Here is a 21,793-nt window from a genome sequence, read left to right as displayed (position 1 = left end):
CGCGCGCCTCCCGCAACCCGACGCGTCCCGTGTCCGACCGCCGCCCACTATGTTCGACATCTCGCTTCCCGCCCTGCTCGCCCAACTGCTGGTGGGGCTGATCAACGGCTGCTTCTACGCCATCCTCAGCATGGGACTGGCCATCATCTTCGGCCTGCTCAACATCGTCAATTTCACCCACGGCGCCCAGTTCATGATGGCGGCGTTCCTGGCGTGGATCGGCTTCACCCAGCTGCCGCAGCTGCTGGGCCCGGGCGCGCAGATCAATTTCTGGGCGGCGCTGGTGCTGGCGCCGCTGATTGTCGGCGCGGTCGGGGTGGTCATCGAGAAGACGCTGCTCAAGCGGCTCTACCATCTGGACCACCTGTACGGCCTGCTGCTGACCTTCGGCATCGCGCTGATGATGGAAGGCGGGTTCCGCTACTTCTACGGCATTTCCGGCGTGGGCTACGAGCCGCCCGAGATCCTGCAGGGCGGCTTCGACCTGGGCTTCATGTTCCTGCCGGCGTACCGCGCCTTCGTGGTGGTGGCGTCGCTGCTGCTGTGCCTGCTGACCTGGTACCTGTTCGAGCGCACCCGCCTGGGCGCGCTGCTGCGCGCCGGCACCGAGAACGCCCGGCTGCTGCAGGCCTTCGGCGTCAACGTGCCGGTGATGATCACCCTGACCTACGGCTTCGGCGTGGCGCTGGCCGGCGTGGCGGGCGTGCTGGCCGCGCCCGTCATGCAGATCAACCCGCTGATGGGCTCCAACCTGCTCAATATCGTGTTCGCGGTGGTGGTGATCGGCGGCCTCGGCTCGATCATGGGCGCCATCGTCACCGGCCTGGCGCTGGGCCTGCTGGAAGGCCTGGCCAAAGTGTTCTACCCCGAAGCGTCCACCGTGGTCGTGTTCATCGTGATGGCGGTGGTGCTGCTGACGCGCCCCGCGGGCCTGTTCGGCAAGGAGAAATAAGGTGTCGCGCTTTCCTCTTTCCCTCCGCATCCTGGCGCTGCTGCTGGTGCCCGCGCTGCTGGTTCCGTGGTTCCCGCAAGTGGTCTATCCGGTGTTCGTGATGAAGGTGCTGTGCTTCGCGCTGTTCGCGCTGGCCTTCAACCTGCTGACCGGCTTCACCGGCCTGGTGTCGTTCGGCCATGCCGCCTTCTTCGGCTGGGCCGGCTATGCCGCCGGCGAAATGATGATCCTGTACGGCGCGGCCGGCCTGCCGCCCGAGCTGGCGATGCTGTGCGGCGTGGCCATGGCCGCCGCCATCGGCTATGCCATCGGCTGGCTGGCGATCCGCCGCACCGGCATCTATTTCGCCATGATCACGCTGGCGCTGTCGCAGGTGGCCTATTTCATGGCGGTGCAGGTGCGCTGGACGCGCGGCGAGGACGGCATGCAGGGCATTCCGCGCGGCAAGTTCCTGGGCCTGGTCGACCTGAGCGCCGACACCAACATGTATTACTTCACGCTGGGCGTGTTCGTGCTGGGGTTCCTGTTCGTCTACCGGGTCATCCATTCGCCCTTCGGGCAGGTGCTCAAGACCATCCGCGACAACGCGCCGCGGGCGATTTCGCTGGGGTACGATACGGATCGGTGCAAGCTGCTGGCGTTCGTGCTGTCGGCCTCGGTGGCCGGCCTGGCGGGTTCGCTCAAGGCGCTGGTGCTGCAGCTGGTGGCGCTGAACGACGTGTCGCTGGCCACCTCCACCGAAGTCCTGCTGATGACGCTGCTGGGCGGGATCGGCACCGTGTGGGGCCCCGTGGTGGGCGCCACGCTGGTCGTCAGTCTGCAGAACTACCTGGCCACCCTGGGCGATGTCGTCACCATCGTCATCGGGTTGATTTTCGTGTTGTGCGTGTCGTTCTTCCGGCGCGGGTTCGTCGGCGAATGGCTGGCCTACACGCAGTGGCGCAAAACGAAGGAAAACAACCGTTGATGGCAGGAGCAGAACCCAAAAGGCGCGCGGCAGACGTCGCCTATGACCAGATCGAAAGCATGATCGCCACCCTGCAATTGCAGCCGGGCAGCGCGGTGGTGGAAGCCGATCTGGTCGAAAAGACCGGCCTGGGCCGCACCCCGCTGCGCGAAGCTTTGCTGCGCATGGTGGCGGCCGGCCTGATCCGCCAGGAACCGCGGCGCGGCCTGCGGGTCTCGATGATCCAGCTGGCCGACCACATGGACCTGATCCAGACCCGCCGGGCGCTGGAGCAGTTGATCGCCGCCAGCGCCGCGCGCCGCGCCACGCCGGCGCAACGCGCCCAGATCGTCGAATGCGCGACGCAGATGGTGCGCGCGGCCGAGGGCGGCAACCTGGACGACTACATGCAGGCCGACCAGTTGCTCGACCACGTCTGCCACAGCGCCTGCCGCAACGTGTCGGCGGTGAACGCGGTGGAACCGCTGATCATCCAGTGCCGGCGCTTCTGGTACGCCTACCAGCACGAGGGCGACATCGCCGAGGGCGCGCGCCGCCACATGGCCATGGCCGCCGGCATCGCCACGGGCGACGAAGCGGCGGCCATCCAGGGCGCGGATTCGCTGATGGACTACCTGGAGATGTTTACGCGCAAGGTGATTGACGCGTAGCGCTCGCGGCCGGGGCGGCGGCGTCCTTGGCGCCGCGCGCCAGCCAGGCCATGACGCGCGGGCGGGCGCGGTCGTAGCCCAGGTTGTAGAAGAAGGCGTACGGCAGGTAGAACAGCACCAGCGCGATGTCCAGCACGAAGGCCTGCCACAGGCTGATGTTCAGCCACCAGGCGGCCAGCGGGATCACGATCAGGATCAGCCCGAGCTCGAAGCCGAACGCGTGGATCACGCGCACGCGCAGGTTGCGGGTGATGCCCAGGCGATTTTCGAGGCGGTCGAAGCCGGCGTTGTAGATCATGTTCCAGACCAGCGCGATCCAGGCGATCACGGCGGTCAACACGCCCATTTCGAACAGCGACTTGCCCATGGCCCAGGCGGCCACCGGCGCGCACAGGCCGATGGCGAGGATTTCGAACAGGAAAGCGTGGATGAAGCGCTCTTTGATGGTTTTCTTGGCTTGCGTCATGACCCACCTCTGAGGTCGTTTGTTTCAGTGACCGGAGGATTTTCGACGATATTTCCGGTACGATAAAGATAGAATCCATCGGAAATTCCGATACAACACCCCACCATGCGCCATTCCCTGGAATCCCTGGCCACCTTCGCCCAGGTGGCCGCCGAGGGCACCTTTTCAGCGGCGGCCCGCAAGCTGGGCAAGAGCCAGTCCACCGTCAGCGAGACCATCGCCAACCTCGAGGTCGACCTGAACGTGACGCTGTTCGACCGCAGCCAGCGCCAGCCATCCCTGACCGAGGCCGGCCAGGTGCTGCTGGGCCAGGCGTTGCAGGTGCTGGCGGCCAACGACCGCCTGAACCGCAGCGCCAGCCAGCTGTCGGCCGGCCTGGAGCCGCGCCTGACCGTGGTGCTGTCGGATACGTTTCAGTCCGAAACCTTTGAGAACATGCTCAGCCAGATCGACCAGCGCTATCCGGCGCTGCGCTTCGAATGCCTGATCGCGGAATACGAGGACGTGGTGGCGCTGGTGCAGCAGGGCCGCGCCCACCTGGGGCTGATGGCGGCGCAGGAAAGCTATCCGCCCGACATGGCCCACGCGACGCTGCGCGAAGCGTCGGAGATCGTGCTGTGCGTGGGCCGCGGCCATCCGCTGGCGACGCTGTCGGGGGTCACCCGGGACCACCTGAAGACCGAGCGCGAGCTGCGCCTGAGCACCTATGAGCTGGACGACAAGGACTCCGCGCCGTCGCAGTCGACCTGGTCGGCGCCGGGCTACCTGATGCTGCTGGAAATGGCCACGCTGGGATTCGGCTGGACCGAACTGCCGCGCTGGATGTTGCAGCGCTTCGGCCGCGGGCAACTGGTGGAACTGGCGGTGCCGGGTTGGCCGCGCCAGATCCGGGTGGACGCGGTGTGGTCGACCCGCCGCCCGCTGGGGCCCGCCGGCGCCTGGCTGCTGCAGAGCCTGACGCGGGCCTGATGGCGGAAAACGCGGACGCCCTGGCGTCCCCGGCGCGCCTAGCGCGCGTTGAGCGGCAGGCGTGAAATGCGCACGCCGTTGGCGGCCAGCCAGTCGCCGAGCTTGGGGCAGGCCAGCACGTCATATTCCGCGCGGCGCTGGCGCGCCATGGCGCTGTCGTCCTGGCAGTCCTTGGCCGGGTGGCACATCAGAAGGTCGCAATCCCGGGCATTGAACAGCCAGTTCTGCAGCAGGTCGGCGTAACGCCGCTTGCCGCCTTCGAAACCGTACACGCCCAGCAGGCGCCGGTTGGTGCGCAGGCCTTCGCGGCTGGCGCGGCGGCCCAGTTCGGCCGCGCCCAGCGCGCCGATGATGCGGGCCTTGATCGATTCCTTCAGCGGAATACCGGAAAGCATGCCAGGCGCGGTCTGGCGCAACCACGGCATGCGCGCGCCGTAGCGCTGCTTGAGCATGGCCAGCAGGCGCTCGCGGATCATCGGCAGTTGGTGCACGTGCTGATGCCCGTCGACATAGTCGGGCGCGCGGCCGAAGGCCGCCTCGAAAGCGTCGAACTGGCGCGCCAGATGCTGGTCGATCCAGGCCGTGTCCAGGCGGCGGGTGTAGGCGCGCAGGATCAGTTGCGACAGCGACGGCAGGTCGGCATCGAACGCATTGCCCAAGGGCTCGGTGAAGTTCACATGCAGGCCGAGATCGGCATCCTGCGCGGCCAGCCGCGCGGCGTTGGCGTTGAAGGTCGGGCCCAGCGACAGGCAGCTGACCGCGCTCAACCGGCCCATGCCGGCCAGCGCGATCATGCCTTCATCAATGTCGGCATTCATGCCAAAATCATCACCGCAAACCACTATGCGTTTGGTCAAGCTCTCACCCCGCTTTTTTTCATCGACACGCCCCACATGCGCGCCCTGGTCCAGCAAGTCACCCTGTTCATCATTGTCGGATGCGCAGCGGCCGCCACCCACTGGGGCGTCGCCGTCGCCTGCGTCGAAGGCCTGGGCGCCGCGCCGCTCCTGGCCAACCTGCTCGGCTGGCTGGTGGCGTTCGTGGTGTCCTTCAGCGGACACTATCGGCTCACGTTCAGACATTCGAGAACACCCTGGACCATAGCAGTACGTCGTTTCTTCTTCATTTCAGCCGCGGGCTTCGTCATCAATGAATCCGCTTACGCCTGGTTGCTGCGGGTAACCGCCGTCCGCTACGACATCCTGCTGGCGTTCATCCTGATCGGCCTGGCGATCGCCACCTTCATCACGAGCCGGCTTTGGGCATTCCGCCACAAACCCGCTGCTTGAAGGCGGCGTCCGACACCACCTGCCAGATCACGTATTTCACGCTGTTCGCCACCGGCTCCAGCCCCGCCAGCACGGGGTAAGCGCCCGAATCCGATTTGGTGCCCCAGACCCAGTAGCGCGCCCCATCGGGCGCCGCGCACAGGCGGGCCTGGAATTCCTGCGGACTGATCAGCACCTGCTTGCCCACCTCGGGTTCGAATTTGGCCGCGTCGTAGAGTTCCTTGCGCCAGTTGTCGCGCACCGGCACTTCCGGATTGAGCCAGTCGTCCACCACCCAGCTCGGCTTGGGCGCCTGGGCGTACAACGCCAGGTCGAACGGATAGGTGTGCAGCGACACATAGGTATCGCCAGGCTGCGCCAGCGGCCGGACCACGGCGGCCAGCGGTCCCGCGCTGCCCCGGGCACTGTGGGCGGCGATGCCGATGGCCACCACGCAGATGCCCGCGCCGACGCCAACGCAGATCCGCACCAGGCGCGGTGTCAGCTCGTCCGACTTCTGGCGCCCCGCGGCGACGATCACTTCGGCCAGCAGGAAGGCCAGCGGCGCAAGCGCCGGCAGCACGTAGCCGACCAGCTTGGAATTGGGCAGCGAGAAAAAGCCCACGATCACGACGAACCAGATCAAGGCCAGGCGCCGCAGGTCGCGCTGCGGGCCGTCGGCCCAGAAGGCCTTGCGCAGCACGCCGCCGCCCCACAGGGACCACGGCAGGCTCAGGCCCACCACCACCGGCAGGTAGAACCAGAACGGCTGGGCGTTGTTGAAGCCGGAGGCGGCAAAGCGCTGGAAGTGCTGGTAGACGAAGAAGTAGTCGTAAAAGCCGGGATAGCGGATCTGCATCAGCACGAACCACGGCACGGCGACCGCCGCGAACACCAGCAGCGCCGGCGGCCACAGCAACGCGGCCAGCGCGCGCCAGCGGCGCCCCCACACCAGCCAGATGAACAGGATGGCGCCGGGCAGCACCAGCCCGATAAGCCCCTTGGCCAGCACCGCCAGGCCCGCCAGCGCCGCGGCGGCCAGCGACATCCAGCGATAGGCCTGGCCGCGCTCCAGGCGCAGCACGGTATCGGCCGCGGCCAGCACGCACAGCGTGATCATGCCGGCCACCAGCATGTCGAGGTTGGCGAACTGCGAGCCGCCATAGAAGAACGGCACCGTGGCCAGCACCAGCGCGGTCAGCGTGGCGGTGGCGGCGTCGCGATAGCGCCGCACGAAGCCGTACAGCGCGGCAATCGCGGCCCAGGCCGCCAGCAACGACGGCAGGCGCGCCGCCCAGGGATGCACGCCGAACACGCTGAACGACAGTTCGGTCAGCCAGTAGTACAGCGGCGGCTTGTGGAAATACGGCATGCCATCGAGCAGCGGCACCATGTGCGACCCGCTGCGCAGCATGTCCCAGGCGACGCCGGCATAACGGCCCTCGTCGGGCAGCGTCAGCGGCCGCACCCAGGCCAGGAAGGCCAGCCAGAAGCCGATGGCGAGCAGGAACCATCCCGCCGGCGGGATCCTGTAGGAACGCGCCGGATCTTGCATCGCGGCGCCCATCAGTGTGCGACCTTGTCGGAGCGGGCGGCCTGCCCCTGGCGACGGCGCACCACGAACAGCGGGCGCCCTTTGACCTCGTCGAAGATACGGGCGACATACTCGCCCACCACGCCCAGCGATATCAGGTTGACGCCCGCAAAGAACAGCACCGCGGTGACGATCGTGGTCCAGCCGGAAACCGGGTTGCCGGACACCAGGTAATCGATCACCAGGAAGATCGCGTAGGCCATCGCCAGCACGGCGAACAGCACGCCGACCAGGCTCACCAGCCGCAGCGGCCAGGTGGTGAATGCGGTCAGGCCGTCCAGCGCGAGGCGCGCCAGGCGCATGCCGCCGAAGCGGCTGTCGCCATGCATGCGTTCGTCGGGCGTGTACGGCAAGGCCTCGCCCTTGAAGCCGACCCAGGCGTACAGGCCCTTCATGAAACGGGTGCGCTCGGGCAACGCGTTCAGCGCGTCCACCACGTTGCGGCTCATCAGGCGGAAGTCGCCGGCGTGGGCCGGCACATCGACGCCCCGGGCGCCGCTGAGCAGCTTGTAGAACCAGCGGGCGCCGGTGCGCTTGACCCAGGATTCGTCGTTGCGGGTCTCACGCACGGCGTAGACCATCTCGGCGCCCGCGGCCCAGCGCGCCAGCATCTGTTCGATCAGGGCCGGCGGGTGCTGCATGTCGGCGTCCAGGCAGATGACGACGTCGCCGGTGGCGCTTTCCAGCCCCGCGCTCAGCGCCGCTTCCTTGCCGAAGTTGCGCGACAGCTGCACGTAGCGAAAGCCGTCGTACTGCGACCATTCGGCCATCAGCGCTTCGGTGCCGTCGGTGCTGCCATCATCGGCAACGATGATTTCCCAGCCGGTGGCCAGCGCCGCCAGCCGGCTGCGCAGCAGCGGCAGCAGCACGCGCAGGTTCTCGCATTCATTCAGGCAGGGAATGACGCAGGTCACGCAGGCGTCGTAAGGCACGTTGACGGTCGCCGTGCGCCAGACCGCGTCCACGGGCAACGCTTTGGTCAAGACTTGCTGCCCCATGGGCTCGGACCGGAATTGGATATGCATGATGCTCTGGAATTGGAATGCGGGACACTATGACGGGCAGTATGCGCAGGCCGTCGTCGAATTTTCATCAAATGCGGCGGCTATCGGACGGAGGGCAATCAGCACGATTCTAGGAAGCATGGCGGGCCAATTTATGAAGTGCCGTGAAGACGAGGTTAAGCTCTGTCCCTAGTTTGTGAAGGGACGTAAAGCGGCCGCCCGCGCGCCTCGGTAAAATGCGCGAAGTTCTTGTTTTCACAGGTGGTTATGCAATACCGAGTCCGCCCCATGCTGGCCGGCGACGTGGACGGCATCCTGGCCGTCCAGGCCCGGGCCTACCCGGGTTTCCTGCTGGAAAGCGCCGATTTCTTCCTGAACCGGCTGGCGCTGGCCCCCGCGCACTGCTGGGTGGCGCAGGCCGCCACGGACGACTTGCTCGGCTATCTGGTGTCGTATCCGTGGGACGCGGGCCTGCCGCCGACACTGGATGCGCCCCTGGCCGCCTTGCCCGAGGCGGCCGACCACTGGTTCCTGCATGATTGCGCGGTGGCGCCCACGGCCCAGGGCCTGGGCGTGGGCCAGGCCCTGCTGCGCACCGCCGCCGGGCACGCCGCGCGGGCGGGACTGCGGCGCGCCAGCCTGGTCTCGCTGGGTTCGGCCGTGGGCTACTGGATACGCCACGGCTATGCGCCGGTCGCCGCGGGCGGCCGCGAGCTGGCCGACAAGCTCGAAGGCTACGGGCCGCAGGCCAGTTACATGGCGCGTGCCTTTCCGCTCTGACCCGCGGCGGCCGAGCGCCCCGCCCTTTTCCGTCCGTTGCCGCGCATGTCGCGCCGCCCGCGCCCCGGTAAGATGGGGGACGCAATCCCTGAAAGACATGGCGGCAACGATCCCGACAGCCTGACTTCGCTGCGTCCCGCGCCGGGACGCGAAGGTTTCCATGATTTCACTCTCGCCCGTCCAATCCCTGCTGGCCTGCTGCCTGGTGCTGGCCATCGGCCGCGTCCTGACCACCCGCATCGGCGTGCTGGCGCGCTACAGCATCCCGGACCCGATCGTCGGCGGCCTGCTGTTCGCGATCGGCGCCTATGCGCTGTCGACCTGGGGCGGCCATGCCATCTCGCTGGAAACCAGCATCAAGCCGACCCTGTTGCTGCTGTTCTTCGGCTGCATCGGCCTGACTGCCAACCTGAAGCTGCTGGCCAAGGGCGGCCCGCGGCTGATCGCCTTCCTCCTGGCGCTGATCCCCTTCCTGGTACTGCAGAACGCGGTCGGGCTGGGCATGGCCTGGCTGCTGGACATGCACCCGCTGATGGGCCTGCTGGGCGGCACCATCACGCTGGTCGGCGGACACGGCACGGGCGCGGCCTACGCCACCCGCTTTGCCGACGTCAACAACATCCAGGACGTGATGGCGCTGGCCATGACCGCGGCGACGATGGGCCTGGTGCTGGGCGGCGTGCTGGGCGGCCCCGTGGCGGAATGGCTGATGCGCCGCCACAAGCTGGCCGGCAGCCTGGATCGCCGCTCGACGGCGGGCCACGAGGCGCCCGACCTGACCGGGGCGCAACCGCCATCGACGGCGGCCTCGTTCATCACCTCGATGACCGCCGCCTTCGTCTGCCTGGTGGCGGGCGGCTACCTGGCCACGCTGGTGGAAGGCGCGCCGGTCAGCCTGCCCAATTTCCTCTGGTGCCTGGCGACCGGCGTGCTGATCCGCAACGGCGGCGAGCGCCTGGGCCTGAAGCTGGATGACCGCGCCACCGAAATCATCGGCACCATCACGCTGTCGCTGTTCCTGGCCATGACGATGATGACGCTGGACCTGGGCAGCGTGGCGCGGCTGGCCGGGCCGCTCGCGCTGATCCTGGCGGTGCAGACGCTGTTCTGCGCGCTGTATTCGGCCTGGGTGGTGTTCCGCCTGCTCAGGAGCGACTACGAGGCCGCCATCATGTCGGCCGCGTTCTGCGGCTTTTCGCTGGGCGCCACCGCCACCGCCATCGCCAACATGCAGGCGCTGACGCGGCGCCACGGGCCCGCGCCGCAGGCCTTCATCGTGGTGCCGGTGACGGGCGCGTTCCTGGTGGACATTCTCAACGTGATCGTCTTGACCTCGTTGATTTCCCTGCCGTTCGTGGGAGGGATGTGATCATGCTCAAGCGCTTCTTCCTGCTGGCCCTGTGCCTGCTTCTGGCCGCCTGCGGCCGCGCCCCCGACACCGATACGCTGCGCGCCGACGTTGAACGCGGCCTGGCCGCCACCTATGGCGCGGACCTGTTCCGCATCGATGAAATCAAGCGCATGGGGTCCGCCGCCGACAGCAACGCGCCGGCAGGCGAGACCCGCCGCGTGGTCTATTACGACCTGCGGCTGGAAGTGACGCGCGACATCGCGCTGGGCGCCTGGGACCAGCCTGGCGCCGCCGCGCTGGTGACGCTGCTGGGCGCGGGCCCGCGCAGTATCAGCGGCGTGAAATCCAGCGGCAACCAGGCCGGGGACCAAATCGTTGCGCATGCCAGCGCCATCTATCGCAAAGCGGGCGAGGGCTGGGAGCTGGTGACGCCCGCCGGCTTCAAGGCCGCCGAAGCGCCCTCACTCGATACCGGCGCGCCGCCGCCCGTGACGCAGCGGCTGCTCGAAACGCTGGACCAGATCACTCATTCGGTCGCCTACAGCGCCTCCAGCACGGCGCAGCACGTGGTGCAGCAGGAACTGGAGCGCTCCGTCGCCCGCATCAACGGCCGGCTGGCGCGCATGCAACAAGGCTATCCGCTGGCCGGCGGCCCAGACCGCGGTGAGTACCTCACCTTCGCCCGGGCGCTGGGCGCGGTGGGCCAGGCGCGCCAGATCCGCGTCACGCCGCTGATTACCGGCGGCGGCGCCGAAAACATCGCCCTGCTGCGCAGCGGCGACGCCGTGGTCGGGCTGGCCCAGGCCGACACCGCCAAACTGGCGTACGAGGGCCGCGGCCCGTTCGCGTCGCAGGGGCCGTTCGCCGGCCTGCGCGCGCTGGGCAGCCTCTATCCCGAAATGGTGCATATCGTCGTGCGCGACGACGCCAAACTGCGCGGCGTGCGCGACCTGAAAGGCAAGAAGATCGCGCTCGGCGCGGAGGGTTCGGCGGTGCGGGCCACCCTGGAGGCGGTGCTGGCGGCGCATGGCCTGCAGGCCGGACGCGACTACGAGGCGATTCCCACGCCTTTCACCGCCTCGCTGCCGGCGCTCAAGGCCGGCACGATCGATGCGGCGGCGCAGGTGATCGGCATTCCCGCCACGCCCCTGCGCGACGCGTTGACCCAGGCGCACCTGAAGCTGCTGCCGCTCGATCCGGCCGCGGTCAAGACACTGGCCGCGCAGGACAACGGGCTGATGCCGCTGGAGATCTCGGCGGGCACCTATCCGAACCAGCCCGAGCCGGTCGCCACCATCGGCACCGCGGCGCTGTTGCTGACCACCTCGGAGCTGACCCGCGACGAAGCCCTGCAGGTGGTGCGGGCGGTCTACCAGACCGGGCTGGATCTGCTGGCCGCCGGCTCGACCCAGGGTGCCCAGGTAAACGTTGCCAACGCCCGGCGCGGCCTGACCGTGCCGCTGCACGACGGCGCGGAAGAAGGCTTGGCCGCGCTGGAGAATGCCAAACCCCGCTGACGGCGCTTGCGCTTATGATGGCGCTCCCCATCAGGAATATCCATGAACAAATTCGATCTGCAAAAGAACCAGGCGCTGAAACTGGCCGGCCAACTCAAGCAAGCCGGCACGCCCGACCGTTTCGGCGCCGCCTCGCAGGTGCCCGACCGCCGTGAACAGCGCAAGCTCGACCAGGCCGCCGGCCTGGTGCCGTTTCCGCTGAAGCTGTCGCAGGCCCAGGCGGACCAGTTGCGCGCGGCGGCCGCCGAGCGCGGCCTGAGCACCAACGACATCATCGCCGAAGCCTTGCAGAAGGCCCTGGGCTGATGAATATCTGGGTCGACGCAGATGCCTGCCCCGGGGTCATCAAGGACATCCTGTTCCGCGCCGCGCAGCGCTGGCAGGTGCCCCTGACCCTGGTGGCGAATCAGGCGCTGCATACGCCGCCCTCCCCGCTGATCCGCGCGGTGCAGGTGCCGCGCGGCTTCGACGTGGCCGACGCTCACATCGCCGAACGCGCGGCGGCCGGCGACCTGGTGATCACGGGCGACATCCCGCTGGCGGCGCAGGTACTTGAAAAAGGCGCCATGGCGCTGAACCCGCGCGGCGAACGCTATTCACCGGAGACCATCCGCGAACGGCTGGCCCTGCGGGACATGATGGAGGAATTGCGCGCGAGCGGCGTGGACACGGGCGGACCGGCTTCGTTCAGCCAGGCGGACCGCAAGGCCTTCGCCAACCAGCTCGACACGCTGCTGGCGCGCGCGGCGCGACTGGCCGCGCCCAAGGCCTGAATGGCGCGGGACCGCGCGCCCGGCCGCGTCAATAGAACGTGATGTACGCCTTGTAGATGATGGTGCCGATGGCCGTGATAAGGCCGATGCCCATCAGCCCCATGCCGATATTGCGGTCGCGCAGTCCAAACCCGAGCAGCATGAGCGCCACGCCCGTGACGATGATGATCAACATGGTGTTGGTGCTGGGGTGCATGAAGGTCTCCCGGTAAGCGACCCGGCCGCGCTTTTTGGCCGAAAATTTTGCCGAAATTGCGACTTCAGGTTTCATCATAGACAACCCGGGGCACGATGGCGCGCAAATCCGCAAGCGACGCTTGCGGCATATCAAGGGCGCGCGCAAAACAAAAAAGCCAACCGGCTAAGGTTGGCTTCATTGTCGTTCGGGTTTTTGGCGTTTTTGCTTGGCGCAAAACGCTTACACCGATCTCGAATCACGATTGCCGGCTTTTCAGCCTGGCGATGCGCTTCGAGGGTCTTTGGTGGGTAGTACTGGGTTCGAACCAGTGACCCCTGCCGTGTGAAGGCAGTGCTCTACCACTGAGCTAACCACCCCGAAAGAGGCGAAATATTAGCACGCTTTTTTGAAAGTGTGCAAGTCGCCGCGCAAAAACTTTCAGGCGGCCGCCACCGGCGCGTCGAGCTTGCGCCAGACGCATTCGCCGCCCACCGACTTGTCCAGCGCCGCCAGGTAGGTTTCGTGCTCGGCCAGTTCGGCCTCGCTGGCCTTGACCACCGGCAGGCCGGACGCATCGAACCTGGCCAGCACCACGCCGCCGCCCGCGCCCGTGTCGTTGTCGTCGACGTCGATCAGCAGCGCGTCCTGGCCGCGGGTCATGGCCAGCCAGACTTCCGCCAGCAACTGCGAGTCGAGCAAGGCGCCGTGCAGCGTCCGGTGCGCATTGGAGATGCCGAAGCGGTCGCACAGCGCGTCCAGCGAGTTGCGCTTGCCCGGGAACAGCGAGCGCGCGTGCAGCAGCGAGTCGGTGACCGTTTCGCAGTACTCGGTGATCGGGCCGCGGCCGGTCTTGGCCAGCTCGGCGTTGAAGAACTTCACGTCGAACGCGGCGTTGTGCGCGATCAGCTCGGCGCCCTGGATGAACTTGACGAACTCGTCGGCGACGTCGCCGAAGCGCGGCTTGTCGGACAGGAATTCGGTGGTCAGGCCGTGCACCGCCAGCGCCTCGGGGTCGCTGTCGCGGTCCGGGTTCAGGTAGATGTGCAGGTTGTTGCCGGTGGCCATCCGGTTGACCAGTTCGACGCAGCCGATTTCGACGATGCGGTGTCCCTGGGCGGGATCCAGCCCGGTGGTTTCAGTGTCAAAGATGATCTGGCGCATAAAGCTATTCCGACGCTTGGGCCGCGGGCGCCGACGGCGCCTGGCCATCCGCCGGGCTGGCCGGGGGATGCGCTGCGCTGCCGGCCGGGCCGGGTTTCCTGCGTGCGGTGGCGATCAGGGTGTAGGCCACCGGCACGACGAACAAGGTCAATAGTGTACCCAGCATCAGGCCGCCCACCAGGACCCAGCCGATCTGCTGGCGCGATTCGGCGCCCGCGCCCGACGACAGCGCCAGCGGCACGGTGCCCAGCACCATGGCGCCGGTGGTCATCAGGATCGGCCGCAGGCGCAGCACGCTGGCCTCGGTCACGGCCTCGAACAGCGCCTTGCCCTCGTCGCGCAGCTGGTTGGTGAATTCGACGATCAGGATGCCGTGCTTGGTGATCAGGCCCACCAGCGTGATCAGGCCGATCTGGCTGTAGATCGACAGCGTGCCGCCGGTCAGCCACAACGCCAGCAGCGCGCCGGTCATGGACAGCGGCACCGACAGCATGATGATGAACGGGTTGCGCCAGCTCTCGAACTGCGCGGCCAGCACCAGGTAGATGAAGGCCAGCGCCATGGCGAACACCAGGTAGATGCTGCCCGACGAATCGCGGAATTCGCGCGACTGGCCGTCCAGATCGGTCACGACCGTGTTGGGCAGCACTTCGCGCGCCACCTGGTGCATGTGGGCCAGCACCTCGCCCAGCGCGTAGCCGGGGGCCACGGCGGCGTCGATCTTGACCGCGCGCAGGCGGTTGAAGTGGTTCAGCGACTGCGGCGACACGCCTTCGTGCACGGCCACCAGGTTGTCCAGCTGCACCATGCTGCCATCGCGCGCCCGCACGTGGATGCCGGAAATATCCGTGGGCGTGGCGCGGTCGCGCGGCGTGACCTGCACGATCACGTCGTATTGCTCGCCCTGGTCCTTGTAGCGGGTCACCTGGCGCCCGCCCAGCATCGATTCGAGGGTGCGGCCCACGGTGTCGACGTTGGCGCCGACGTCGGCCATCTTGTCGCGGTCCACCCGCACCCGCAGCTCGGGCGTGTTCAGGCGCAGGTCGGTGTCCAGGTTGAGCAGGCCGGGATACTTGCGCAGCTCCGCCAGGAACACTTCGGTCAGGCGCGACAGCTCCGCGTACGAGGCCTGGCTCATGATGATGAACTCGACCGGCTTGGAACGCGCCGACTGGCCCAGCGACGGCGGATTGGTGGGGAACGCCCGCACGCCCGGCAGCGACGAGAACAGCGGCTGCAGCTCCTGGGTGATGGCCTGCTGGCGGCGGCCGCGCTCTTCCCAGGGTTTGAGGCGCAGGATGGCGGTGCCGTCGGTCACCGTGGGAAAGCCCACCGTGACCTGGCTGCCGCTGGCCTCGGGAATGGCGGCGTAGAACTGCTCGATGCCGAGCATGCTGTCGAGGGTGTAGTTCAGCGTCGCGCCTTCCGGCGAGCTGACGATGCCGAACACCACGCCGCGGTCCTCGACCGGGGCCAGCTCGCTCTTGACCACCTTGAACAACACGCCGCTGCCGGCCGCGACCGCCAGGCCGATCGCCACCACCACCCAGCGATGGCGCAGCGACAGCGCCAGCGCCCGCCGGTAGCCGTTGCTCATGGCGTTGAGCCAGCCTTCGATCAGGTTGTACCAGCGGCTGTGGCTGCTCTGGTGGCGCAGCAGCACCGAACACATCATGGGCGTCAGCGTCAGCGCCACGAAGCCGGACACCAGCACCGCGCCGGCCAGCGCCAGCGCGAACTCGATGAACAGCCGCCCGGTGCGGCCGGTGGCGAACGCCAGCGGCGCGTACACCGTCACCAGGGTCATGGTCATGGCCACCACGGCGAAGCCGATTTCGCGCGAGCCGCGCAGCGCCGCTTCCTTGCGCGGCATGCCGTCCTCGATGTGGCGGTAGATGTTCTCCAGCACCACGATGGCGTCGTCCACCACCAGGCCGATGGCCAGCACCATGGCCAGCAGCGTCAGCGTATTGATCGAGAAGCCGAACAGGTACATCAGCGCGCAGGCGCCCACCAGCGACACCGGGATGGTGACGATGGGAATGATGCTGGCGCGCAGGTTGCGCAGGAAGAAGAAGATCACCAGCACCACCAGGATGATGGCTTCGCCGATGGTGTGGAACACCGAGTCGATGGAGCGCTCGATGAACACCGACGAGTCGTAGGCGATGGTCAGCTTCATGCCCGCGGGCAGGTTCTCGTTCAGCCGCGCCACTTCCTCGCGCGCGGCCTTGGACAGCTCCAGCGGGTTGGCGGTGGACTGGCGCGTCACGCCGATGTTGATGGCCGGCTTGCCGTTGAAGCGCGACAGGATGCGGTCGTTGGCCGCGCCGATCTCGACCTTGGAGACGTCGCGCAGCCGCACCGGATAGCCCTTGACGTTGGCGACGATGACGTTCTCGAACTGCGCCGGCGTCTGCAGGTCGGTGGACGACACCACCGAGAACTCGCGCGCCCGCGACTCGATGCGGCCGGCCGGGATCTCCACGTTCTGGCTGCGCAGCGCCGATTCCACGTCCTGCACCGTCAGGCCGTAGGCGGCCAGCTTGTCGCGGTCCACGTAGATGCGCATGGACGGCAGGCGTTCGCCGAACACGCGCACCTCGGCCGCGCCGGGCAGCACCGACAAGCGGGTCTTGATATAGCGGTTGATGTAGTCGGAAGTCTGGATCGCCGAATACGCGCCGGACTCGACCGCGATGTAGATGATGGGCTGCGAATCGGCCTCGACCTTGCCGATGATGGGCTCGTCGATTTCGTCGGGCAGGAAGCGGCGCGCGCGCGAGACCTTGTCGCGCACCTCGGCCGCCGCCGCGTCCGGATTGCGCGACAGGTTGAACTTGATGTTGATCAGGCTGCGCTCGGAGCGGCTGCGCGAGGTCATCACGTCCACGCCCTCGATGCCCGCCAGCTGGTCCTCCAGCGGCTTGGTCACCTGCGACTCGATCACCTCGGGCGAGGCGCCCTTGTAGGTGGTGTCGACCGACACGATGGGCTCGTCGATCTTCGGATATTCGCGCACCGTCAGGCGCGAATACGAGATCAGACCGATCAGCACGATGACCAGCGACAGCACCGACGCGAACACCGGCCGGTTGATACAGGTTTCCGAGATACGCATGAAGGGCCGCCGTCCGCTGGAATGATGGCGTCAGGCGCCGTTGTTCACGACCTGCACGGCGCCGCCATCGGTGACGCGCTGCAGCCCCGACACCACCAGCTGGTCGCCGGCCGCCACGCCCGTCAGGATCTCGACCTTGCCTTCGCGGCGCTCGCCGATGGTGACTTCGCGGCGCTCGGCCACGCCGTCCTTGACCCGGTAAACGTACTGCGTCTCGCCCGACGGCGACAACGCCGCCTCGGGCGCGACCAGCGCCTTGTCCTGGTTGAACAGCAGTTGCACCCGCGCGAACATGCCCGGGCGCAGCAGCGAATCGGCGTTGGCCACGGTGGCGCGCAGCAGGATGGAGCGCCCGCCCGCGTCGACCAGCGGACTGACGGCATACACCAGGCCGGGACGTTCCTGGCCGGGCAAGGCGTCCAGCCGCAGCGTGAGCTGCTGGCCCACGCCGACCTTGCTCAGATACATCTCGGGCACGCGGAAATCCACCTTGAGCGGGTCGATCGCCTCCAGCGGCGCCAGGTCCTGGCCCTGGTTGACGTAGTCGCCCACCGACACGCTGCGCAAGCCGGCAAAACCGGCGAACGGCGCGCTGATGGTCATCTTGTCCAGGCGCGCCTGCGCCAGCGCCACCGCGGCTTCCTGCACCTTGAGCGTGCTGGCCGATTCGTCGCGCGCCTGCTGGCTGACGAAGCCCTTGGCCTGCAGCGCCACGGCGCGGCGATAGTGGCTCTGCGCCAGCGCCAGGTTGGCGCGCGCCTGTGCCAGTTCGGCGCGCGGCACGGAATCGTCCAGGCGGATCAGCGCCTGGCCGCGCTGGACCGGCTGCCCTTCCTTGAATTCGATCGATTGGATGCGACCGGCCACTTCGGGCCGCAGCATCACGGCCTCATCCGAGCGCAGGCTGCCCACGGCAGACAAGCCGCGCGCAAACGGAATTTCCGTGACGGCGGAGATTTCGACCCGTACCGGCGCCGCCTTGGAAACGGGTTTGGCGGGCGCGGCGGCGCTGGCCGCCGGCGTGGCGGCCGGCGCGAGCCAGCGCGGCACGAATACGCCCAGAGCGGCCCCCGCGGCCACTCCTGCCGCGATGGCGGCCAGCAATGCAGCTTTTTTCATGCGAATGTGGCGGTATCGCGGCGCGTGCCAGGCATCCCCCGCTGGGACGGCGCCGCAGGAACAGGATCAAGGGTTGGCACTTTAGCACCGGATTTACAACCTGGAACAATCCTGAAGCGCGCTGAAAGCACTAAACCAGCCGACCCAGGGTATTTCCCGATGCGGGCGGCCACGCCCGCGCGTCCGCATCGGTGAAAACACGGAGCAATTGACGGACACCAGGCGGCACGCCGCGCCGCCCGGCGGGAGGTTCAAGCGCGCCGGACCGACTCGACGCCCTGGTTGGCCAATTGGTCGGCGCGCTCGTTGCCGGGGTCGCCGGCGTGGCCGCGGACCCAGCGCCACGACACGGTGTGACGCCGCACCTGCTCGTCCAGGGACTGCCACAGCTCGGCATTCTTGACCGGCTTCTTGTCGGCCGTCATCCAGCCGCGCCGCTTCCAGTTGGCCAGCCATTCGGTCATGCCTTTCATGACGTACTGGGAGTCGGTGTGGATGGTGACCGTGCACGGACGCTTGAGCGCGCGCAGGCCCTCGATCACGGCCAGCAGTTCCATGCGGTTGTTGGTGGTCTGGGCCTCGCCGCCGTGCATGGTCTTTTCGTGCGCGCCGGCGCGCATCAACACGCCCCAGCCACCCGGACCGGGATTGCCCTTGCAGGCGCCGTCGGTCCACATTTCCACTTTCTGGTCGTTCGCGTTGTTGTCCTGCATGGTGCTGCTTGTATGTCCTTGTTCTTTCGATATGAATCCGGCCCGCCGCTCAGGAGCGGTCGAAGCCGTCGCCGGCCTGGCGGTTGACCACCACCGACGCGGCGCGGGCGCGTTTGGGCTTGGTTTTCCAGGCAGGGCCGATGATACGCATGCCGGCCACGCGCTTGACCGCCGACACCAGGTAGACCGCGCCCCCCAGGCTCCACCAGCGCGCGCCGGCCGATTCCAGGAATCCCCAGCGCTGCAGCCATTTCTCGCTGCGGCAGGCCGGCGCGTAGCAGCCGAAATGGCTTTGCTCCACTTCCAGCGACAGCAGCTTGAACCAGTCCTTCAGGCGCGGCAGCGAGACCTGCGACGACGGCGGCTGCGGCAGCCAGGGCTCCATGCCGGGCATGCGGGTGCGCGCGCCCCACATGCTCCAGGGATTGAAACCGGAGATCACCACCCGCCCTTCCGGCACCAGCACGCGCTCGACCTCGCGCAGCACGTTGTGCGGCTCGCTGGTGCATTCGAAAGCGTGCGGCAGGATCAGCAGGTCGACGCTCTGCGATTCGAACGGCAGCGCTTCGGGCTGGGCCAGCACCACGCGCGACTGCCAACCGGCGATGTTCTCGGGCGTGGGGGTTTCAGTGCCGACATAGCCCTTGAAGGGCATGCGGTTGGCGCGCAGCAGATTCAGGTCGGCCAGGCCGACCTGCCAGGCGTAATATCCAAAGACGTCCGCCACGGCCGCGTCGAACTGCGCGCGCTCCCAGGCCAGGGCGTATTGCCCTGGCGGAGTCTGGAACCATTCGGCCAGTTCTACAATCGGCGGAGTTTCTTCTGCCACGTTTTCATCCCTTCGAATCCCATGCAAGCCTTGACCGCCCCCGCAGGCGGCCGCGAGCGCAACGCCGCGGTCTTGCCTCTGCCCGCCTTCACCGACAACTATATCTGGGCCATCGTCCGCGACGGCCAGGCCGCCGTGGTCGATCCGGGAGAAGCCGGGCCGGTACTGCAATGGCTGGCCCGTGAAGACCTGAAGCTGCGCGCCATTCTACTCACGCACCACCATGGCGACCATGTGGGCGGCGTGCTTGAATTGTCCCGCATCGGCGACATCACGGTATATGGCCCGGCGCGCGAGAAGCTGCCGCGCTGCGACGTGCCGCTGGCCGAGGGCGACCGCGTGGTGCTGCCGGAGCTGGACCTGGACCTGACCGTGCTGGACGTGCCGGGGCATACCGCCGGCCACATCGCCTACACCGGCCGGGCGGCGGGAAAACAGCCTGTGCTGTTCTGTGGCGACACCCTGTTTGCCGGGGGCTGTGGCCGGCTTTTCGAGGGCACTCCCGCGCAAATGTATGATTCCTTGGAAAAATTTTCCGTTTTACCGCCAGATACACAGGTTTTTTGCGCACACGAGTACACTCTAGCGAACTTGCGCTGGGCCACGGCGGTCGAACCCGCCAACCGCACCCTGCAACAGTGGTATCAGCGGGCCCGGCAATTACGCGCAGAAGGTCTCCCCACGCTTCCGTCGACCATCGGCCAGGAATGCGCGACCAATCCGTTTTTGCGTACGCAGCAAGTTGACGTCGTCCGCGCCGCAGGCAACTGGGCCGGCCACGACCACCCGACGCCGGTAGAGGTTTTTGCCTCCCTTCGTGAATGGAAGAACGATTTCAAGTGACCGCCCGATGAATTTCTCCCGACTCCTTCTGCCGCTTCTGCTGGCAGTCCTCGCCGGTTGCGCAGGAACCAAATCCCACGACAGCAAGAACCTCACCACCAACTCCCAAGGGCGCTACATCGCCCGCGACACGTCCCGCACGGTCGACCTGACCAATCCGCCGGTCGACGCCTGGGACCGCATCCGCCGCGGCTTCGCCATCCCCAACCTGAACACCGACCTCTCGCAGCAGTGGACCGACTACTACGCGTCCCACCCCGAGGCGGTGCAGCGCATGGCCGAGCGTGCCGGCAAGTACCTGTATTTCATCGTCGACGAGATCAACCGCCGCGGCCTGCCGACCGAGCTGGCGCTGCTGCCGTTCGTCGAAAGCGCCTACAACCCCACCGCGCTCTCGCGCGCCCAGGCCTCGGGCCTGTGGCAGTTCGTGCCGGCCACCGGCCAGCACTTCAACCTGAAGCAGGACTGGTGGCGCGATGAGCGCCGCGACCCCATCGCCTCGACCAACGCGGCGCTGGACTACCTGGAAAAGCTGTTCGAGATGCAGGGCGACTGGTACCTGGCGCTGGCCTCGTACAACTGGGGCGAGGGCTCGGTGCAGCGCGCCATGGCCAAGAACGAGGCCGCCGGCCAGCCCACGGACTACCTGTCCCTGAACATGCCGGACGAGACCCGCAACTACGTGCCCAAGCTGCAGGCCATCAAGAACATCATCGCCGACCCGCAGCGCTACGCGGTGGCGCTGCCGCCGGTCGGCAACACGCCGTACTTCGTGACGGTGCAGAAGAACAGCGACATCGACCTGGAAATCGCCGCCAAGCTGGCCGAGATGCCGCTGGACGAATTCAAGGCCCTGAACCCGTCGTTCAACCGGCCCGTGATCCGCGGCGACCACGCCCCCACGCTGCTGCTGCCGGCCGACCGCGTCGAGATCTTCAACGCCAACCTGACCAACTACAAGGGCGACCTGAGCGCCTGGAAGGTCTACCACTCGCGCCGCGGCGAGTCGTACGCCTCGATCGCCAAGCGTTTCGGCGTGACCGAAGCCAAGCTGCGCGAGACCAACGACATCGGCTCGCGCCAGAAGGTGGCCTCCGGCCAGTCATTGCTGGTGCCGGGCGACCCCGGCGCCGGCGGCGTGCAACTGGCCTCGCTGGCCGCGCCGGTGGGCGCGCTGGATTCGGCCCCCGTCAATACCGGCAAGGCGCCGGCGCCGCGCGGCAAGGCCGCGGCCCCCGCCGCGCGCGGCGCGGCCGCCCGCCCCAATGTGCGCACGCACAAAGTGCGCCAGGGCGATACGCTGTTCTCGCTGGCCAAGCAGTACGGCACCTCGGTGGACGCGCTGCGCGCCCTGAACAACCTCAAGGGCAACGCCCTCAAGATCGGCGCCCAGCTGCGCGTGCCGGGCACCAACGCCCGCGGCTGATTTCTCCGCCGATCCGTCTTTCGCAGCGGCGCCCACCCGGGCGCCGCGCTGTTTTGTCCGCGAGACCGCCAAACTCCTTAAAATAGGCGGTCTCCAGCAGGTAAAAGATCAA

At 67.6% G+C, this 21,793-nt stretch carries 22 protein-coding genes and 1 tRNA gene; 12 read left to right on the top strand and 11 right to left on the bottom strand.

Features of this window, described 5'->3' with window-relative positions; translation table 11 throughout:
* Positions 1-49 precede the first annotated feature (49 nt).
* From HV742_RS16005 to HV742_RS15995, 3 genes are read left to right on the top strand one after another with little or no spacing between them, the layout of a single operon-like run.
* Positions 50-952: a branched-chain amino acid ABC transporter permease gene (locus HV742_RS16005; RefSeq protein ID WP_006388713.1), complete on the top strand. Its 903-nt coding sequence runs from the start codon at positions 50-52 to the stop codon at positions 950-952.
* A 1-nt stretch (position 953) separates the two neighbouring features.
* The gene (locus tag HV742_RS16000; protein ID WP_049071298.1) at positions 954-1,919 is read left to right on the top strand and encodes a branched-chain amino acid ABC transporter permease; all 966 of its coding nucleotides are present in this window, start codon (positions 954-956) and stop codon (positions 1,917-1,919) included.
* Positions 1,919-2,569 (top strand): GntR family transcriptional regulator, encoded by a 651-nt coding sequence (locus tag HV742_RS15995; protein ID WP_006392889.1) that lies wholly within the window; start codon positions 1,919-1,921, stop codon positions 2,567-2,569. The genes HV742_RS16000 and HV742_RS15995 overlap by 1 nt, the downstream gene beginning before the upstream one ends.
* Here the strand turns inward: HV742_RS15995 and HV742_RS15990 are convergent.
* A complete protein-coding gene (locus HV742_RS15990) occupies positions 2,544-3,035 on the bottom strand; it encodes a multidrug/biocide efflux PACE transporter (RefSeq protein ID WP_047993461.1) in 492 nt (163 codons plus the stop codon). The two genes, HV742_RS15995 and HV742_RS15990, sit on opposite strands and share 26 nt — an antisense overlap.
* A gap of 105 nt (positions 3,036-3,140) precedes the next feature.
* Between HV742_RS15990 and HV742_RS15985 the strand changes: the two genes are divergently transcribed.
* The gene (locus HV742_RS15985) at positions 3,141-4,004 is read left to right on the top strand and encodes a LysR family transcriptional regulator (protein ID WP_049071297.1); all 864 of its coding nucleotides are present in this window, start codon (positions 3,141-3,143) and stop codon (positions 4,002-4,004) included.
* 38 nt (positions 4,005-4,042) lie between these two features.
* Here the strand turns inward: HV742_RS15985 and HV742_RS15980 are convergent, their stop codons facing one another.
* On the bottom strand, positions 4,043-4,861 hold the full coding sequence (locus HV742_RS15980) for a ChbG/HpnK family deacetylase (RefSeq protein WP_175145884.1): 819 nt from the start codon (positions 4,859-4,861) through the stop codon (positions 4,043-4,045).
* 36 nt (positions 4,862-4,897) lie between these two features.
* Between HV742_RS15980 and HV742_RS15975 the strand changes: the two genes are divergently transcribed.
* Complete coding sequence (locus tag HV742_RS15975; protein ID WP_175145883.1) at positions 4,898-5,293, top strand: GtrA family protein; 396 nt, start codon at positions 4,898-4,900, stop codon at positions 5,291-5,293.
* Here HV742_RS15975 and HV742_RS15970 read toward each other — a convergent pair.
* Both HV742_RS15970 and HV742_RS15965 read right to left on the bottom strand, forming a co-directional pair.
* Positions 5,250-6,839, bottom strand: a complete 1,590-nt coding sequence (locus tag HV742_RS15970) for an ArnT family glycosyltransferase (RefSeq protein ID WP_049071294.1) — start codon at positions 6,837-6,839, stop codon at positions 5,250-5,252. The genes HV742_RS15975 and HV742_RS15970 overlap by 44 nt on opposite strands.
* Positions 6,839-7,891, bottom strand: coding sequence for a glycosyltransferase family 2 protein (locus HV742_RS15965; RefSeq protein ID WP_049071292.1), 1,053 nt, complete (start codon positions 7,889-7,891; stop codon positions 6,839-6,841). Before HV742_RS15965 ends, HV742_RS15970 begins: the two co-directional genes overlap by 1 nt.
* A gap of 267 nt (positions 7,892-8,158) precedes the next feature.
* On the opposite strand from HV742_RS15965, the gene HV742_RS15960 reads away from it, so the two are divergent.
* From HV742_RS15960 to HV742_RS15940, 5 genes are all read left to right on the top strand, one after another.
* Positions 8,159-8,650, top strand: coding sequence for a GNAT family N-acetyltransferase (locus HV742_RS15960; protein ID WP_049071291.1), 492 nt, complete (start codon positions 8,159-8,161; stop codon positions 8,648-8,650).
* 160 nt (positions 8,651-8,810) lie between these two features.
* A complete protein-coding gene (gltS, locus tag HV742_RS15955) occupies positions 8,811-10,019 on the top strand; it encodes a sodium/glutamate symporter (RefSeq protein ID WP_175145882.1) in 1,209 nt (402 codons plus the stop codon).
* A gap of 2 nt (positions 10,020-10,021) precedes the next feature.
* Positions 10,022-11,518, top strand: a complete 1,497-nt coding sequence (locus HV742_RS15950) for a TAXI family TRAP transporter solute-binding subunit (RefSeq protein ID WP_100508676.1) — start codon at positions 10,022-10,024, stop codon at positions 11,516-11,518.
* A 42-nt stretch (positions 11,519-11,560) separates the two neighbouring features.
* A complete protein-coding gene (locus tag HV742_RS15945) occupies positions 11,561-11,824 on the top strand; it encodes a hypothetical protein (protein WP_006388697.1) in 264 nt (87 codons plus the stop codon).
* Complete coding sequence (locus HV742_RS15940; RefSeq protein WP_175145881.1) at positions 11,824-12,291, top strand: YaiI/YqxD family protein; 468 nt, start codon at positions 11,824-11,826, stop codon at positions 12,289-12,291. The genes HV742_RS15945 and HV742_RS15940 overlap by 1 nt, the downstream gene beginning before the upstream one ends.
* 28 nt (positions 12,292-12,319) lie before the next feature.
* On the opposite strand, the gene HV742_RS15935 is transcribed toward HV742_RS15940, so the two are convergent.
* The 7 genes from HV742_RS15935 to HV742_RS15905 form a co-directional block, all read right to left on the bottom strand.
* Positions 12,320-12,487, bottom strand: coding sequence for a hypothetical protein (locus HV742_RS15935; protein ID WP_006388695.1), 168 nt, complete (start codon positions 12,485-12,487; stop codon positions 12,320-12,322).
* A 284-nt stretch (positions 12,488-12,771) separates the two neighbouring features.
* Positions 12,772-12,846: transfer RNA gene (locus HV742_RS15930), tRNA-Val, on the bottom strand.
* A gap of 61 nt (positions 12,847-12,907) precedes the next feature.
* Entirely contained in the window at positions 12,908-13,630 is a 723-nt protein-coding gene (dnaQ, locus tag HV742_RS15925; protein WP_049071285.1) for a DNA polymerase III subunit epsilon, read from the bottom strand.
* A gap of 4 nt (positions 13,631-13,634) precedes the next feature.
* Entirely contained in the window at positions 13,635-16,751 is a 3,117-nt protein-coding gene (locus HV742_RS15920) for an efflux RND transporter permease subunit (RefSeq protein WP_175145880.1), read from the bottom strand.
* A 30-nt stretch (positions 16,752-16,781) separates the two neighbouring features.
* Complete coding sequence (locus HV742_RS15915) at positions 16,782-17,870, bottom strand: efflux RND transporter periplasmic adaptor subunit (RefSeq protein ID WP_175145879.1); 1,089 nt, start codon at positions 17,868-17,870, stop codon at positions 16,782-16,784.
* A gap of 251 nt (positions 17,871-18,121) precedes the next feature.
* Complete coding sequence (rnhA, locus tag HV742_RS15910; RefSeq protein WP_049071280.1) at positions 18,122-18,583, bottom strand: ribonuclease HI; 462 nt, start codon at positions 18,581-18,583, stop codon at positions 18,122-18,124.
* 49 nt (positions 18,584-18,632) lie between these two features.
* Positions 18,633-19,412, bottom strand: coding sequence for a class I SAM-dependent methyltransferase (locus HV742_RS15905; RefSeq protein ID WP_049071278.1), 780 nt, complete (start codon positions 19,410-19,412; stop codon positions 18,633-18,635).
* Between the two features lie 21 nt (positions 19,413-19,433).
* On the opposite strand from HV742_RS15905, the gene gloB reads away from it, so the two are divergent.
* Together gloB and HV742_RS15895 are read left to right on the top strand one after the other, a co-directional pair.
* Positions 19,434-20,255 carry a hydroxyacylglutathione hydrolase gene (gloB, locus tag HV742_RS15900; protein WP_049071277.1) on the top strand — a complete coding sequence of 274 codons (822 nt, stop codon included), beginning with the start codon at positions 19,434-19,436 and terminating at the stop codon, positions 20,253-20,255.
* Positions 20,256-20,262: 7 nt separating this feature from the next.
* Positions 20,263-21,681, top strand: coding sequence for a transglycosylase SLT domain-containing protein (locus tag HV742_RS15895; RefSeq protein ID WP_063581938.1), 1,419 nt, complete (start codon positions 20,263-20,265; stop codon positions 21,679-21,681).
* Positions 21,682-21,793: the final 112 nt, after the last annotated feature.

Source organism: Achromobacter ruhlandii (assembly GCF_902859695.1).
In the GTDB taxonomy this organism is placed as follows: domain Bacteria; phylum Pseudomonadota; class Gammaproteobacteria; order Burkholderiales; family Burkholderiaceae_B; genus Achromobacter; species Achromobacter ruhlandii.
The sequence above is the reverse complement of the archived record's forward strand: the minus strand, read 5'-3'. Positions and strand labels throughout refer to the sequence as shown.

Coding starts and splice junctions, on each gene's coding strand:
- HV742_RS16005 (WP_006388713.1), top strand. CDS start 50: ATGTTCGACATCTCGCTTCCCGCCCTGCTCGCCCAACTGCTGGTGGGG.
- HV742_RS15995 (WP_006392889.1), top strand. CDS start 1,919: ATGGCAGGAGCAGAACCCAAAAGGCGCGCGGCAGACGTCGCCTATGAC.
- HV742_RS15990 (WP_047993461.1), bottom strand. CDS start 3,035: ATGACGCAAGCCAAGAAAACCATCAAAGAGCGCTTCATCCACGCTTTC.
- HV742_RS15985 (WP_049071297.1), top strand. CDS start 3,141: ATGCGCCATTCCCTGGAATCCCTGGCCACCTTCGCCCAGGTGGCCGCC.
- HV742_RS15975 (WP_175145883.1), top strand. CDS start 4,898: ATGCGCGCCCTGGTCCAGCAAGTCACCCTGTTCATCATTGTCGGATGC.
- HV742_RS15970 (WP_049071294.1), bottom strand. CDS start 6,839: ATGGGCGCCGCGATGCAAGATCCGGCGCGTTCCTACAGGATCCCGCCG.
- HV742_RS15965 (WP_049071292.1), bottom strand. CDS start 7,891: ATGCATATCCAATTCCGGTCCGAGCCCATGGGGCAGCAAGTCTTGACC.
- HV742_RS15960 (WP_049071291.1), top strand. CDS start 8,159: ATGCTGGCCGGCGACGTGGACGGCATCCTGGCCGTCCAGGCCCGGGCC.
- gltS (WP_175145882.1), top strand. CDS start 8,811: ATGATTTCACTCTCGCCCGTCCAATCCCTGCTGGCCTGCTGCCTGGTG.
- HV742_RS15950 (WP_100508676.1), top strand. CDS start 10,022: ATGCTCAAGCGCTTCTTCCTGCTGGCCCTGTGCCTGCTTCTGGCCGCC.
- HV742_RS15945 (WP_006388697.1), top strand. CDS start 11,561: ATGAACAAATTCGATCTGCAAAAGAACCAGGCGCTGAAACTGGCCGGC.
- HV742_RS15940 (WP_175145881.1), top strand. CDS start 11,824: ATGAATATCTGGGTCGACGCAGATGCCTGCCCCGGGGTCATCAAGGAC.
- HV742_RS15935 (WP_006388695.1), bottom strand. CDS start 12,487: ATGCACCCCAGCACCAACACCATGTTGATCATCATCGTCACGGGCGTG.
- dnaQ (WP_049071285.1), bottom strand. CDS start 13,630: ATGCGCCAGATCATCTTTGACACTGAAACCACCGGGCTGGATCCCGCC.
- HV742_RS15920 (WP_175145880.1), bottom strand. CDS start 16,751: ATGCGTATCTCGGAAACCTGTATCAACCGGCCGGTGTTCGCGTCGGTG.
- HV742_RS15915 (WP_175145879.1), bottom strand. CDS start 17,870: ATGAAAAAAGCTGCATTGCTGGCCGCCATCGCGGCAGGAGTGGCCGCG.
- rnhA (WP_049071280.1), bottom strand. CDS start 18,583: ATGCAGGACAACAACGCGAACGACCAGAAAGTGGAAATGTGGACCGAC.
- gloB (WP_049071277.1), top strand. CDS start 19,434: ATGCAAGCCTTGACCGCCCCCGCAGGCGGCCGCGAGCGCAACGCCGCG.
- HV742_RS15895 (WP_063581938.1), top strand. CDS start 20,263: ATGAATTTCTCCCGACTCCTTCTGCCGCTTCTGCTGGCAGTCCTCGCC.